Source organism: Pseudomonas sp. SK3(2021), from assembly GCF_016772375.1.
GTDB lineage: Bacteria > Pseudomonadota > Gammaproteobacteria > Pseudomonadales > Pseudomonadaceae > Aquipseudomonas > Aquipseudomonas chlororaphis_I.
This window is the reverse complement of the sequence record NZ_CP061943.1, coordinates 5,083,809-5,097,510: the sequence shown is the minus strand read 5'-3', so window position 1 is coordinate 5,097,510 and position 13,702 is coordinate 5,083,809. Positions and strand designations below refer to the sequence as shown.

Below are 13,702 nucleotides of genomic sequence, written 5' to 3'. Positions count from 1 at the left end.
TCCGTCCGCTTATGTGGCTGGGCGGGTGGCGTCGTGCTGCTCGCCGTCCAGCGGCAACGCCTGGTGACGCAGCCATTCCAGCAAACGGGCGACGGCTGAGTCCGGGGCGATCGCCTCGGGTGACAGCAGGTAATACCCGCTGCCGTCGGCGATAAAGCCGAAAGGCGCGACAAGCAGGCCCGACTCCAGGTCATCGCGCACCAACTGCCAGGGTGCGATGGCCAGCCCCAATCCAGCGACCGCCGCTTGCAGGCTGAAGTAGAAATGCTCGAAGACCTGCTCCTTGCCCGGTGCCTGTTCCATTCCCTTGAGGGTCAACCACTGCTCCCAGGCCTGCGCCCGAGTCGCACTGTGCAGGCGGGGCGCAGTGCTCGATAACTGGGCCGTGCCTGCTTGATTCCATGCCCAGTGGCTGGCCTGCTCCGGGCGACATACCGGGCCGATGGCTTCATCGAACAGCCACTGCGCATGAGTTTGCGGCTGCCAGGGAAAGTCGTTGCGACGGATCGCCAGGTCGATGCCTTGAGCAAAAGCGAAGGGCCCGCCGCCGGCCACCAGTTGCAGGGGGATATCCGGATGAGCGGCGAAGAATGCCGGGATCCGGGGAATCAGCCAGCGCATCAGCAGGGTCGGTTCGCAGGACAGCACCAGGACTGGGGCCTTGTCCGGTGCTCGCAGCTTGCGTGCAGCGGCGTCGATCAGGTCGAAGGCATTCTCGACACTGTGCAGCAATTCGCGGCCGGCCTCGGTGAGAAATACCCGGTGGCTGCGACGTTCGAACAGCCGTGTGCCGAGGTCTTCTTCCAGGGCGCGGACGGCACGGCTGATGGCGCCGTGGGTCAGGTGCAGGGCTTCGCCGGCGCGGGTGAAGCTCTCTAGGCGAGCGGCGGCCTCGAAACAGCGCAGGGCGCTCAGGGGCGGCAGGCGGCGATTGGCTGTCTGTGAGTTTTTATCACCGAGAATGTCAGTTTTCATCGTTCGCTCTGTGATGGTTCGTGCCCATAAAGTGTGGGCCGGATTCTATAGCGAGCGCGTTCTAAAATGACTGAATTGTTAGTAGTAATCACCATCACTGTGCTGGCGGTACTCAGCCCGGGGCCGGATTTCGCCATGGTCACGCGCAACAGTCTGGTGCTGTCGCGCCGGCATGGTGTGTTCACGGCATTGGGGATCGGGCTCGGGGTGATGCTGCATATCGGCTACACGCTGTTTGGTGTCGGGCTGCTGGTCAAGGAGTCGCTGCTGCTGTTCAGCGCGTTGAAGATTGCCGGGGCACTGTACCTGGTTTATCTCGGTATCCGGATGCTGCGTACTCGCGCAGTCGAGGAGGCGGCGGTGGAGGCGCCGCGGGTCTCGGCATGGGCGGCGCTGCGCACCGGTTTTTTGACCAATGCGCTGAATCCCAAGACCATGATTTTTGTGGTCAGCCTGTTCATGCAGGTGATGCAGCCGGGTACCGCGCCGGGTGTGCAGATCGGCTATGGCGCGATCATTGTCCTGGCCCATGTGCTGTGGTTCGTGGCAGTGGCGCTGTTCTTCTCGACGCCGGGCATCCGGGCCCGGCTCATGGCTTACAAGCGGCGTATCGACCAGCTGTTCGGCGTTCTGCTGGTGGGCTTCGGCGTACTGCTCAGCGCCCTGAGCCTGCGTTCCTGAGTGGGGTTCAGGTACTTTCGCGCACCTTCAATTCAAAGCCCATGTCCACCACCGGCTTGGCCACGCTGTTGCCGGCCATCAAGGTCAGCAGCTGTTCCGCGGCGCGGCGGCCGATGGCTTCGCGCGGGGTGCTGATGCTGCTCAGGCGCGGCACCATGTGTGCCGAGGCGGGCAGGTCGTTGAAGCCCATCACTGCCACTTGCTCGGGGATCTTGATGCCGCAGCGCATGGCTTCCAGCAGGGCGCCGTGGGCCAGGTCGTCGTTACCGAAGAAGATCGCGTCGACGTCCGGGTGGCTGTGCATCAGTTGCAGGAAGAGTTCGCCACCCAGGCCCACCGACGAGGGGCGCGGGGTGAGGACTTCCAGTTTCGGGTCGTAGAGGCCGGCTTTTTCCAGGCCACGGCGGAAACCCTCGCCGCGCATCAGGGTGCGCTGATCGAGTTGGGCACCGATATAGGCCAGGCGCTTGCGGCCGCGGGAAATCAGGTGCTCGGCGGCGGTCTCCCCGGCGTTGTGCTGGGAGAAGCCCACGCAGTTCAGGCCGGCCTCGGGGTTGAGGTCCATCATATAGACGCAGGGGACATTGCTGGCTTCGACCATCCGTCGGGCGCTTTCGGTCCGGTCGAAGCCGGTCAGCAGCAAACCTCGTGGCTGGTAGGCCATGTAGTTGCGCAGCAGGTTTTCTTCTTCGTCGCGGGAATAGTGGAAGTTGCCGATCAGCACTTCGAAGCCCTTGGGCCGCAGGACCTGATGGATGGCCTCCAGGGTATCGATGAACAGCAAGTTGGACAGCGACGGCACCAGTACCACCACCGAATGGCTCTGGGCCGAGGCCAGGGCGCGAGCGGCGGGGTTGACCACGTAGTTGAGTTCGCGGGCGGCCTTGCGCACCTTTTCCACCAGTTCGGTGGCCACCGTGTCGATGCCGCGCAGCGCTCGCGAGGCGGTGATCGGGCTGACGCCGGCCAGGCGCGCGACTTCGTTGAGGGTAGGGCGCCCCGTGGTGCGGGTATTTTTATCGTTCTTGGAGGAGGTCATCAGACGGCTTGCCAAACAAAATTCAAGTCACTAAGGTAGCGCTGTCTCGAAACAGCTGCAATGCGTGAGCGCGGTCGGCCTGACCCGCACTCTTTGGTTTCGCGGCCTATATACGCGGCAACCCACAAAAATGACAAGAAGGCGTCGGCAGAAACTATTTTTGCACTAGAGTTCCGAAGAGCGAAGGTAGCGCTGTCTGCGCGCTGAGGTGTTTCATGAGTCAACCCATCACCGCCCTGGTCATCATGGGCGTTGCCGGCTGCGGCAAGTCCAGCGTCAGTGAAGCGCTGTGCCAGCGCAGCGGCGCCACGGCCATTGAAGGCGATACGTTCCACCCTGCCGCCAATATCGCCAAGATGAGTGCCGGTATTCCCCTGGACGACGACGACCGTGCCGGCTGGCTCGACAGCCTGTGCGACGAGTTGCGTCGTGCCCTGGCCGCCGGACAGCGTCCGGTGCTGACCTGCTCGGCGCTCAAGCGCAAGTACCGCGACCGCCTGCGCAGCGCCACACCCGGCCTGGGCTTCGTTTTCCTGCAATTGACACCACAGGTGGCCGCCGATCGCGTGGCCCACCGTCCGGGGCATTTCATGCCTTCGACCCTGATCGACAGTCAGTTCGCCACCCTCGAATCTCCCGTGGGCGAACCCCTGACCCTGGCATTGGACGCCACCATCCACAGCGTTGACCGGCTGGCCGAACAGGCCCATGGCTGGTGGCTGGAGCACGGGCTGGAATCATCCCGATAAGCTTCGGTTCACACAGATAGCGCTATCCCACTCGGCTCACGTTTTTAACGCTTGAATAAAAACAACAAACCGGAGGCAACCCCATGTTTGGCATGTCCCAAGAGACCTATCTGCTGATAGATGCAGTGGTCACCATTATCGGCCTGATCGTGCTGATCACCCGATTCAAGCTGCATCCCTTCATTGCCCTGACCATCGCCGCGGGTTTCCTCGGCCTGACTTCGGGCATGCCGGTGGAGAAGATCATCAAGGCGTTCCAGGACGGCTTCGGTGGTGTACTCGGTTTCGTCGGGATCATCCTCGCGCTGGGCACCATGCTCGGCAAAATGATGGCCGAATCCGGTGGCGCGGATCAGATCGCCCAGACCTTGATCCGCTCGTTCGGCAAGGAGCGGGTGCAGTGGGCGATGATGTTCGCCGCCTTCCTGGTGGGCATCCCGCTGTTCTTCGAGATCGGCTTCGTGCTGCTGATCCCGCTGGTGTTCATCGTCGCCCGGCGCACCGGCGTGTCGATCATCAAGATCGGTATCCCGCTGTTGGCCGGCCTGTCCGCGGTGCACGGCCTGGTGCCGCCGCATCCGGGCCCGCTGCTGGCCATCGGCGTGTTCGGCGCCGACATCGGCAAGACCATTCTCTACGGCCTGATCGTGGCCCTGCCGACCGCCATCATCGCCGGTCCGATCTATGGCACCTTCATCGCCAAGCACATCCCGGGGCATCCGTCCCAGGAGCTGGTCGACCAGCTGGCGCGCGAAAACACCTCGGCCAACCTGCCGAGCTTCAGCGTGACCCTGCTGACCGTGCTGCTGCCGGTGTTCCTGATGCTGCTCAAGACCTTCGCCGACGTGGCCTTCCCGGACGGGCACTTCTTCCGTATCTGGATGGACATGATCGGTCATCCGATCAGCGCGCTGCTGCTGGCTCTGCTGCTGTCGCTCTATACCTTCGGTTCGCGCCAGGGCATCGGCTCCCGGCAGATCCTCAAGCTGCTCGACGCCAGCCTGGCGCCGACCGCGGCGATCATCCTGATCATCGGTGCCGGCGGTGGCTTCAAGCAGATGCTGGTGACCAGCGGCGTGGGTGACGTGATCGGCCACATGGCGGTCAACGCGCAGATCTCGCCGATCCTCCTGGCCTGGCTGGTAGCGGCGGTGATTCGGATCGCCACCGGTTCGGCGACCGTAGCGACCATCACTGGCGCGGGCATCGTGGTACCGGTGGTCGGCATGATCCCTGGGGTGAACCGTGAGCTGCTGGTGCTGGCCACCGGCGCCGGTTCGCTGATCCTGTCCCACGTCAACGACGCCGGTTTCTGGCTGGTGAAGCAGTACTTCAACATGACCGTGGCGGAAACCTTCAAGACCTGGACCGCGATGGAAACCATCCTCTCGGTGGTCGGCCTGATCTTTATCCTGCTGCTGTCGCTGGTGGTGTAAGCCGAGCCCTGTAGCCGCTGCCGAAGGCTGCGATAAGGCTCGAAGAGCCTTCAGCGATTGCAAGATCGCTACGGCCGTGCTGGCCGATCGCAGCCTGCGGCAGCGGCTACAGGGTCGGCAGACGGACACAAAAAAACCGCAGCGATGCGGTTTTTTTGTGCCTGCTCATGGGGCGATGCGGGTCAGCCTTTCTGCACCAGGCCATCGGCGCGGAACATGCCGCGGATACCGCGCACGGCCTGGCGGATGCGGTCCTGGTTTTCGATCAGGGCGAAGCGCACGTGGTCGTCGCCGTACTCGCCGAAACCCACGCCCGGCGAGACGCAGACCTTGGCCTCGGCCAGCAGCTTCTTGGCAAACTCCAGCGAGCCCAGGTGGGCGTAGGCCTCGGGAATCTTCGCCCAGACATACATCGAGGCCTTGGGGTTTTCGACCATCCAGCCCAGCTCGTGCAGGCCCTTGACCAGCACATTGCGGCGCTGGCGGTACTGCTCGGCGATGTCTTTCACGCACTGCTGGTCGCCTTCCAGCGCGGCGATGGCCGCTACCTGCAGTGGAGTGAAGGTGCCGTAGTCGTGATAGCTCTTGATCCGCGCCAGGGCGCTGACCAGCTCCGGGTTGCCGACCATGAAGCCGATGCGCCAGCCGGCCATGTTGTAGCTCTTGGACAGGGTGAAGAACTCCACCGCGATGTCCTTGGCGCCCGGCACCTGCATGATCGACGGGGCTTTCCAGCCGTCGTAGACGATGTCGGCGTAGGCCAGGTCGTGGATCACCAGCACGTCGTACTGCTTGGCCAGGGCGATCACCCGCTCGAAGAAGTCCAGCTCGACGCACTGCGCGGTAGGGTTGGAGGGAAAGCCGAGGATCATCATCTTCGGTTTCGGGATCGAGCCGCGGATGGCCCGTTCCAGCTCGTCGAAGAAGTCCACGCCCGGCACCAGCGGCACCGAACGCACCTGGGCGCCGGCGATTACCGCGCCGTAGATGTGGATCGGGTAGCTCGGGTTGGGCACCAGCACGGTATCGCCCTGGTCCAGGGTGGCGAGCATCAGGTGCGCCAGGCCTTCCTTGGAACCGATGGTGACGATGGCTTCGCTTTCCGGGTCGATATCGACCTCGTAGCGATCCTTGTACCAGCGCGAAATGGCCCGGCGCAGCCGCGGGATACCCTTGGAGGTGGAGTAGCCGTGGGTGTCTTCGCGCTGGGCGACGGTGACCAGTTTCTCGACGATGTGCGGCGGGGTCGCACCGTCGGGGTTACCCATGCTCAAGTCGATGATGTCTTCGCCGCGCCGACGCGCAGCCATCTTCAGCTCGGCAGTGATATTGAATACGTAGGGGGGGAGTCGATCTATGCGCGCAAAGCGGCGCGGCGAACCTTGTTCGGCCATTGTTGCCTCGAGTACGTGAGCGCCCGGAACCGTCCGAGCGACGTCGGCCACTGCGGTGGCCTGGGGGCAGACGATAAGGGCTGTGGCGCCAGGCTGTCCAGAGGGGGGCGACAACTATTTTTTCGCCGGCAGCGGTGCTGCCTGGACAGGGATTTGCATCGTCGTGGCGGGATTCGCAGCCTGCGCATTGTGTTTGCCGGGCCCGCCCGCGTTAAATATCCCCCCACTCGAACAACCGCATCGAACAGGATGAATGATGGAGTTTACCAGCGGCTTTCTGCTGAGCCTTTCGCTGTGCCTGGACATAGGCGTGGCCAATATCGCGATGATTACCCTGGCCATGCAGCGTGGTTATTTCCAGGGTTTCTGCCTGGGCCTGGGCACCTGCGTCGGTGACCTGGTCTACGCCGTCCTGGCGCTGGCCGGCATGACCGTGCTGCTGCAGTACGAGGCGGTGCGCTGGGTGTTGTGGATCGGCGGGTCGGCGCTGCTGGTGTACTTCGCGGCGAAGATGATCTATTCGGCGATCCATCACAGCGCGGTGCTGGCCGAGGCCGGCGAGGTGGACAACGGTTCGCCGCGCAAGGAGTTTTTCCGCGGCATCTTCCTCGCCATGTCGTCCCCCAGCGCGATCCTCTGGTTCGCCGCGGTGGGCGGGACCCTGATTGCCCGTTCCGGTGGCGGTGACCTGCTCAGCTCCGGGCTGTTCCTCAGCGGTTTCTTCTGTGCCGGGCTGGCCTGGGTCGTGGGCCTGTGCTTTGCCGCGACCCAGGGCGGCAAGCTGCTGGGCGACAAGCTGTTGCGTTATTCCTATCTGGCATCTGCGGCGATCTTCTGCTATTTCGCGGTCTACGTGATCCTGTCCGGTTACCAGGAGTTCATCGTCGGCGCGGCGGTCGCGGAGCTTCCCACGCTCTGACGCAGTGATTCGGGTTTGGCCTCTATACTCCCTGCCGAACCCATTTTTTAGGCAGGAGTCGCATCATGGATGAGCAAAAACAGGCCAGCGGGCCGGTGCCGCGTTTCGAAAAAGGGCACTTCCTGCTAATTGCTGGTCTTGGCGGGCGTTTCACTCCCGACACGACGCAGCGCATTCCTGAACTCTGGGAACGCTTCATCCCGCATCTCGGCAAGGTCCCCGGTCAGGTGGGGGAGGTGACCTACGGCCTTTGCTGCAACCCCGACGGCAAGGGCGGCTTCGAGTACATCGCCGGGGTCGAGATCAGCAAGCTCGACGACCTGCCCGAGCTGTACCGCTGGGTCGAGGTGCCGCCGCAGCACTATGCGGTGTTCGAGCACAAGGGGCCGCTGGCGAGCCTGCCGCAGACCTTCCAGCACATCTGGAAAACCTGGCTGCCACAGTCCGGGCGCGAAGCCGCCGATGCGCCGGAGTTCGAACGCTACAGCGCCGACTTCAACCCCGGCACCGGCCAGGGCGTGCTGGAAATCTGGCTGCCGCTCAAGGAGCAGTGAGGCGCGTCGCGAGCACCGGCCGGGCCCGCGACGGGCCCGGTCATTTGCCCTTGCCCGGCCGGCGGGCGCGCCACAGGTCGATGGACAGGGTGACAAAACCGAACGCACTGATGCCGAACAGCACCAGCAAACCGATCTGAACATTGCTCATGGCGACTTCCGTACCGACCAGGATGGGATTGATGGAACCCTGATAAATAGCCCGGTCGGCACGCGGATGACAGCGACTATATGCAGGTTTTACGGGCTTGCCGGCATTCGATATGCAAGCCTTATTACTTTATGATCGGCGGCACTTCCCATCGCCGACTCGTTCCCCCCATGACCTTATCCAGCTTGTTGATCCGTCAGGTCGCCGCCGCTGACCTGGACCGCTGCTACGCCATCGAAACCCTGGCCTACGAAGGCGACGAAGCCGCCACCCGGGAGAAGATCGCCACCCGCATCGCCACCTGGCCCGAGGGTTTCATCGTCGCCGAAGTGGAGGGCGTGGTGGCCGGCTTCATCAATTCCGGCGCGGCCTTCGAGGTCGAGATGGCCGACGAGGCCTTCAAGGAACTGATCGGCCACGACCCCGCCGGCCCCCACGTGGTGATCATGTCGGTGGTGGTGCATCCGGACTATCAGGGCCAGGGTGTTTCCCGGCGTTTGCTGGAGGCCTTTATCGAGCGCATGCGCGGCCAGGGCAAAGCCAGCATCAACCTGATGTGCAAGGAGCGGCATGTGCCGCTGTACGAGCGTTTTGGCTTCGTCTACCTCAAGGCCTCGGCGTCGGACCATGGCGGCATGGCCTGGCACGAAATGGTGCTGGAGTTGTGAGATCGAAGGGCTGCGGCGAGGCAGCCCTTTTTTCTACCCTCAATACAGGCTGTTCTGCCCCCGCTCCGGCATTTCCCGGTCGTAGCGGTCGGCGTCGAACTGGCCGTCGCAGAGGCGCTTGAGGATCGCGCCGGCCGAGGGCAGGGCCGAGCGTTCCAGGTAGCGCTCGGGGTTCCACAGGTCGCTGCGCACGATAGCCTTGGAGCAGTGGAAGTAGGCTGCCTCGACGTCCACCAGGATCACCGTGCGCGCCGGCTTGCCGTTCACCGCGAAGCTCTCCAGCAGCGCCGGCTCGGCCGAGATCCGTGCCCGGCCGTTGACCCGCAGGGTCTCGCCGATGCCCGGGATGATGAACAGCAGCGCCACCCGCGGGTCGCTGACGATATTGCGCAGGCTGTCGATGCGGTTATTGCCCGGGCGGTCGGGCAGGGCCAGGGTGCGCTCGTCGATGATCCGCACGAAACCCGGTACATCGCCGCGGGGCGAACCGTCCATGCCGTTGGGGCCGACGGTGCTCAGGATCACCAGCGGCGAGGCGCGCACCATGGCCTGGTAGTCCGGGTTGAGGAAGGGGATTTCCTTGCGCACGGCCCGCTCGAGGGGGTGGCCGTAGATCGCTTCCAGTTGCTCGAGGGTGGTCAGCATCATGCTTGTCCTGGGGCTCGTCAGAAAATCAGGGCCAGGCGGCGTTCGTAGCCGAGGCGCCCCCGGTAGGCCTCGCCGCTGTCGACCCAGCCTTGCTTCAGGTAGAGGTTGAAGGCCGCTGCGTTGTCCGCATCCACCGACAGCATCAGCCCCTTGATCTCCGGCCACGCCTGGCGCGCGGCGGCGGGCAGGGCTTGCAGGCAGGCGCGGCCGTAGCCCTGGCCCTGGACCCGGTGATCGACCTGCAAGGCATGCAGGGTGGCGGTGTCGGGGTCGGCCCAGTGGGGCAGGAAAGGCGGGCGCTTGAGCAGCAGGAATGCCACCGGGACCTCGTCGGCGAGCAGGGCGAAACCCTTGATCCCGGGCTCCGGCGCCTTGAGCAGGGTATGCAGCGCGGTATAGACATCGCCGGAATAACTTTTCTGCTGCGGATGCACTTCGAGGGCGTCGAGCTGCTGCAATTGCGTGGCGTCGAGCTGTGCGTAGGGCACGAGTCGGGTGATCACTGGGCTATCCATATCCGGGCACTGAGGAGGGCTGTGGGGAGTGGCGATTCTAGCGATTTTGCCCGGGGGGCCGGTTTTTTTTCCTGGCCTTGTCGATTTGCCGCGTGGCCGGACGACTAAGGGTGTCTTCACGATTTAACGGTCGCCCTGCGGCGGCCACCTTGAGCCTGTGTCCCTCAATCGCAAGGAGAACTGCCATGAACGCCCAAACCACCGAAAGCGAAATCCGCAGCCTGATCGACGCCTGGCGCCAGGCCGTGATGGTCAAGGATATCGACCGCATCGTCAGCTACTACGCCGACGACATCACCTCGTTCGACGCCGTGACCGCGTTGCAATTCAAGGGCAAGGAAGCCTACCGCGCGCACTGGAAGGCCTGCATGGAAGTCTGCCCCGGCCCTGGCATCTTCGACTTCGAGCAGCTGCACATAGTCGGCGCCAACGACATTGCCTTCGCCCACTGGCTGGCCCACTGCGGCGGCACCGACGACAAGGGCGAGACCAAGGCCTGCTGGATGCGCGTGACCGCGGGTTACCAGCGCCTGGGCGGCCAGTGGAAAGTGGTCCACGAACACTGGTCGGCGCCGTTCGACATGATGAGCGGCACCGTACTGTTCGACCTGCAACCCTGATCGTCGGGTTTTTCGCCAAAGCCTGAAACTGCAGCCATAGTTGATCAGCTCGATCAAGGAGAGCCCCATGAAATACCTATGCCTGGTCTACAGCGACGAACAGCTGTTGCACAGCCTGCCGGAGAGCCCGAAGGACGCCGAGTGCATGGCCTACGCCGAGTCGGTGCAAGGCAGCGGCCGGATGCTCGCCGCCGAGGCCCTGGAGTCGGTGCAGACCGCGACCACGGTGCGCATGCGCGGCGGCCGGCTGTCGATCACCGACGGCCCGTTCGCCGAAACCAAGGAACAGTTGGCCGGGTTCTACCTGATCGATGCCAAGGACCTCAACGAAGCCATCCAGGTCGCCGGCAACATCCCGGCGGCCCGGGTCGGCAGCGTCGAGGTGCGCCCGGTGCGCGAGTTGAATCCCTGATCGCCACCTTGGAAAACGAACTCTGGAAAAACAATCATAAGCAGGAGTTTCGCAATGACCGACCACAGCGTGGGCAGCGTGCCCGCCCCCTATGAATTGTCCATCAGTCGCCTGATCGATGCGCCGCCCGGCAAGCTGTTCCGCGCCTGGACCGAACCGCAGTGGCTGGTGCAATGGTGGGGGCCCCATGGCATGACCACCCCGGAGTGTGAAATGGACCTGTGGGTCGGCGGCCAGTTTCGCACCCTGATGCGCGCCCCGGACGGCAATGAGTACCCGACCATGGGCGTGTTCCTGGAGATAGTCGCGCCACGGCGGCTGGTGTTCACCGATGCCTTCCTGCCGGGCTGGATTCCTTCGGGCAAGGCCTTCATGAGCGCCGAGGTGACCTTCGACGACCTGGACGGCAAGACCCTCTACACCGCCCGTGCCAAGCATTGGAGCGAAGAGGATCGCCAGGCTCATGAGGCCATGGGGTTTCACGAGGGCTGGGGGCAGAGCCTGGATCGCCTGGAAAGCCTGGTGACCCGAGGCATGCCGGACTGATGCCGACGGCCGCGCAAGACAGCGTCAAGGCGCTGGTGGAGAGGGTCTACCGCAACGAGTCGCGGCGGATCCTGGCGACCCTGATTCGCCTGCTGGGGGATTTCGACCTCGCCGAAGAAGCCTTGCACGAGGCGTTCTTCGTCGCGGTCGAGCGCTGGCAGCGCGACGGCGTGCCGGACAAGCCGCGGGCCTGGCTGGTGTCGGCCGGGCGTTTCAAGGCCATCGACGGTTTGCGCCGGCGGGCGCGTTTCGCCGCGTCCCAGGCGGCGCTGGTCAGTCAGCTCGAAGAGCTGGAGCAGGCTGACTGGAGCGAGGAGGACCTGGAAGACGACCGCCTGCGCCTGATCTTCACCTGCTGCCACCCGGCGCTGGCGGCGGACGCCCAGGTGCCGCTGACGTTGCGGGAAATCTGTGACCTGACCACCGAGGAGATCGCCCGCGCCTTTCTCTCGACGCCCGCCACCATCGCCCAGCGCATCGTGCGCGCCAAGGCCAAGATCCGCGATGCGCGAATCCCTTATCAGGTGCCGTCCCTGGGCGAACTGCCCGAGCGCCTGGACAGCGTGTTGCGGGTGATTTACCTGGTGTTCAACGAAGGCTATTCAGCGTCGATGGGCACCGAGCTGACCCGCGAGGACCTGACCCACGAGGCGATCCGCCTCGGGCGCCTGTTGCTGGAGCTGCTGCCGGAACCGGAAGTGATGGGCTTGCTGGCCTTGATGCTGCTGCATGAGTCGCGGCGCCCGGCGCGAACCTCGGCGACGGGGGAACTGGTGCTGCTGGACGAGCAGGACCGCTCGCTGTGGGACCGCGAACTGATCGCCGAGGGCTGCGCCCTGGTGGAACACGCTTTGGGCACCCGGCGTTTCGGCCCGTACTGCCTGCAGGCGGCGATCGCCGCGGTGCATGCCGAGGCGGCGACGGCCGGGGAAACCGACTGGCAGCAGATTATCGGCCTGTATGACGTGTTGTTGCGCGCCATGCCCTCGCCGGTGATCGAGTTGAACCGCGCGGCCGCCATCGCCCAGCGGGATGGGCCGCTGGCCGGCCTGGAGCGGGTCGAGGCGATCCTGGCCCGGGGCGAATTGCAGGATTACCACCTGGCCCATTCGGCGCGGGCCGAGTTCTGCCGGCAACTGGGCCGGATCGAACCGGCGCGGGAAGCCTATCGGCGGGCCCTGGAACTGACCCGGCAAGAGCCGGAGCGGCGCTTTATCGAGAACAGGCTGAACGCGCTCTGAATCCCTGCCAATCCTGACGGCCGCGATCTATTCGAGATTGCTGAAGGCCTTCGGCCTTATCGCAGCCTGCGGCAGCGGCTACAGGGGATTGTGGCGCGAGTGGGAGGATCAGGGTGTCAGCGAGAAGCGCCACTCGATCTGTCGGCCGAACCTGTAGCCGCTGCCGCAGGCTGCGATCGGGGTGGGCGGCATTCCGACGAAGCCCCCGTCAATGGGCGACACCGTGTCTCTGCAAAAACGCGGTTATTCCAGCATCCGCCCCAGCAACCAGCTGCCCGCCGGGCCCGGCGGGTGCAGGCGCGACCACAGGGCATCGACCGCCACGTCACGCGGCCAGCCACGGGCATCGAGCTCCACCAGGCTGTCGGCGCCGAAACGCTCCACCAGCCAGCGCGGCAGGGGCGCCCAGCCAAAACCGCCCTGGGCCATTTCCAGCAGCATCAGGTAGCTCGGCGCCGACCATACCCGGCCCTTGGCCCGGCTTTCGTAGGGATTGACGATGGTCGCCAGGCGCAGTTCGCGGTGCTGTTGCAGCCGGGCCTGGTCGATATTTTTCAGCGCCGCCAAGGGGTGACTACGCGACACGAACAGGGCGATTTCCGTGCGCTCGTCCACCGTCGAGTGGTCGAGGTCCGCCGGGTAGTCGGGCTGCATTTCGGCGAAGGCGATCTGCGCCCGGCCGCGCTGGACCAGCTCGATCAGGTCGTCGCATTCGGCAATCAGGCATTCCAGTTCCAGGTCCGGGTAGCGTTGTTCGAAGGCGCTCAGCGAGGTCTCGAAACGATCCGACTGATAGGTGTCGGACAGGGCCACCGTGAGCTTGGCTTCCACCCCCTGGGCCAACTGGCTGGCGGCCATTTCCAGGCGGCTGGTGGCGGCCAGGATGTCTTCGGCCCGTTGCAGCATGACGTGGCCTTGCGGGGTGAGGGCGGGCTTGCGGCTGCTGCGGTCGAACAGCTGCAGGTCGAGGTCGATCTCCAGGCTCGCCACCGCCGCGCTGATGGTCGACTGGCTCTTGCCGAGTTTGCGCGCGGCTGCGGAGAACGAGCCTTGGGTGGCCGCCTGGACAAAGGCCAGCAGTACTTCGTGTGAGGCCATGAACTATCGTCCTGGTCGATGGTTAATGATTATGAAGTATCGGGATGGGAGGTGAT

General features: G+C 64.5%; 16 protein-coding genes. 10 read left to right on the top strand and 6 right to left on the bottom strand.

The window, feature by feature from the left end; genetic code table 11:
* Positions 1-9 precede the first annotated feature (9 nt).
* Complete coding sequence (locus tag IF690_RS22365) at positions 10-975, bottom strand: LysR substrate-binding domain-containing protein (RefSeq protein ID WP_202697418.1); 966 nt, start codon at positions 973-975, stop codon at positions 10-12.
* A gap of 66 nt (positions 976-1,041) precedes the next feature.
* Here IF690_RS22365 and IF690_RS22360 point away from each other — a divergent pair, with 66 nt between their 5' ends.
* Positions 1,042-1,656, top strand: a complete 615-nt coding sequence (locus IF690_RS22360; protein ID WP_202697417.1) for a LysE family translocator — start codon at positions 1,042-1,044, stop codon at positions 1,654-1,656.
* 7 nt (positions 1,657-1,663) lie between these two features.
* Here IF690_RS22360 and gntR read toward each other — a convergent pair whose 3' ends face one another.
* A complete protein-coding gene (gntR, locus tag IF690_RS22355; protein ID WP_202701678.1) occupies positions 1,664-2,695 on the bottom strand; it encodes an HTH-type transcriptional regulator GntR in 1,032 nt (343 codons plus the stop codon).
* Between the two features lie 215 nt (positions 2,696-2,910).
* On the opposite strand from gntR, the gene IF690_RS22350 reads away from it, so the two are divergent.
* Both IF690_RS22350 and IF690_RS22345 read left to right on the top strand, forming a co-directional pair.
* The gene (locus IF690_RS22350; protein WP_202697416.1) at positions 2,911-3,444 is read left to right on the top strand and encodes a gluconokinase; all 534 of its coding nucleotides are present in this window, start codon (positions 2,911-2,913) and stop codon (positions 3,442-3,444) included.
* Positions 3,445-3,527: 83 nt separating this feature from the next.
* Positions 3,528-4,880, top strand: a complete 1,353-nt coding sequence (locus IF690_RS22345) for a GntP family permease (protein WP_202697415.1) — start codon at positions 3,528-3,530, stop codon at positions 4,878-4,880.
* A 182-nt stretch (positions 4,881-5,062) separates the two neighbouring features.
* Here IF690_RS22345 and alaC read toward each other — a convergent pair whose 3' ends face one another.
* On the bottom strand, positions 5,063-6,274 hold the full coding sequence (gene alaC / locus IF690_RS22340; RefSeq protein ID WP_007925133.1) for an alanine transaminase: 1,212 nt from the start codon (positions 6,272-6,274) through the stop codon (positions 5,063-5,065).
* 256 nt (positions 6,275-6,530) lie between these two features.
* Here alaC and IF690_RS22335 point away from each other — a divergent pair, with 256 nt between their 5' ends.
* The 3 genes from IF690_RS22335 to IF690_RS22325 all read left to right on the top strand — a co-directional run bounded on the left by IF690_RS22335 (position 6,531) and on the right by IF690_RS22325 (position 8,566).
* The gene (locus IF690_RS22335) at positions 6,531-7,193 is read left to right on the top strand and encodes a LysE family translocator (RefSeq protein ID WP_202697414.1); all 663 of its coding nucleotides are present in this window, start codon (positions 6,531-6,533) and stop codon (positions 7,191-7,193) included.
* A gap of 65 nt (positions 7,194-7,258) precedes the next feature.
* Positions 7,259-7,747 (top strand): GyrI-like domain-containing protein, encoded by a 489-nt coding sequence (locus tag IF690_RS22330; protein WP_202697413.1) that lies wholly within the window; start codon positions 7,259-7,261, stop codon positions 7,745-7,747.
* A gap of 321 nt (positions 7,748-8,068) precedes the next feature.
* The gene (locus IF690_RS22325; RefSeq protein WP_202697412.1) at positions 8,069-8,566 is read left to right on the top strand and encodes a GNAT family N-acetyltransferase; all 498 of its coding nucleotides are present in this window, start codon (positions 8,069-8,071) and stop codon (positions 8,564-8,566) included.
* A 39-nt stretch (positions 8,567-8,605) separates the two neighbouring features.
* On the opposite strand, the gene IF690_RS22320 is transcribed toward IF690_RS22325, so the two are convergent.
* Positions 8,606-9,211 (bottom strand): pyridoxamine 5'-phosphate oxidase family protein, encoded by a 606-nt coding sequence (locus tag IF690_RS22320; protein WP_202697411.1) that lies wholly within the window; start codon positions 9,209-9,211, stop codon positions 8,606-8,608.
* 20 nt (positions 9,212-9,231) lie between these two features.
* Positions 9,232-9,717 (bottom strand): GNAT family N-acetyltransferase, encoded by a 486-nt coding sequence (locus IF690_RS22315; RefSeq protein WP_202697410.1) that lies wholly within the window; start codon positions 9,715-9,717, stop codon positions 9,232-9,234.
* Between the two features lie 197 nt (positions 9,718-9,914).
* On the opposite strand from IF690_RS22315, the gene IF690_RS22310 reads away from it, so the two are divergent.
* From IF690_RS22310 to IF690_RS22295, 4 genes are all read left to right on the top strand, one after another.
* Positions 9,915-10,349 carry a YybH family protein gene (locus tag IF690_RS22310; RefSeq protein WP_202697409.1) on the top strand — a complete coding sequence of 145 codons (435 nt, stop codon included), beginning with the start codon at positions 9,915-9,917 and terminating at the stop codon, positions 10,347-10,349.
* A gap of 67 nt (positions 10,350-10,416) precedes the next feature.
* On the top strand, positions 10,417-10,761 hold the full coding sequence (locus IF690_RS22305) for a YciI family protein (RefSeq protein ID WP_007925146.1): 345 nt from the start codon (positions 10,417-10,419) through the stop codon (positions 10,759-10,761).
* Between the two features lie 54 nt (positions 10,762-10,815).
* Positions 10,816-11,307, top strand: coding sequence for an SRPBCC family protein (locus IF690_RS22300; protein ID WP_202697408.1), 492 nt, complete (start codon positions 10,816-10,818; stop codon positions 11,305-11,307).
* Entirely contained in the window at positions 11,307-12,548 is a 1,242-nt protein-coding gene (locus IF690_RS22295; protein ID WP_202697407.1) for an RNA polymerase sigma factor, read from the top strand. Before IF690_RS22300 ends, IF690_RS22295 begins: the two co-directional genes overlap by 1 nt.
* 243 nt (positions 12,549-12,791) lie before the next feature.
* Here IF690_RS22295 and IF690_RS22290 read toward each other — a convergent pair whose 3' ends face one another.
* Positions 12,792-13,646: a LysR family transcriptional regulator gene (locus IF690_RS22290; protein WP_202697406.1), complete on the bottom strand. Its 855-nt coding sequence runs from the start codon at positions 13,644-13,646 to the stop codon at positions 12,792-12,794.
* Between the last annotated feature and the right edge of the window lie 56 nt (positions 13,647-13,702).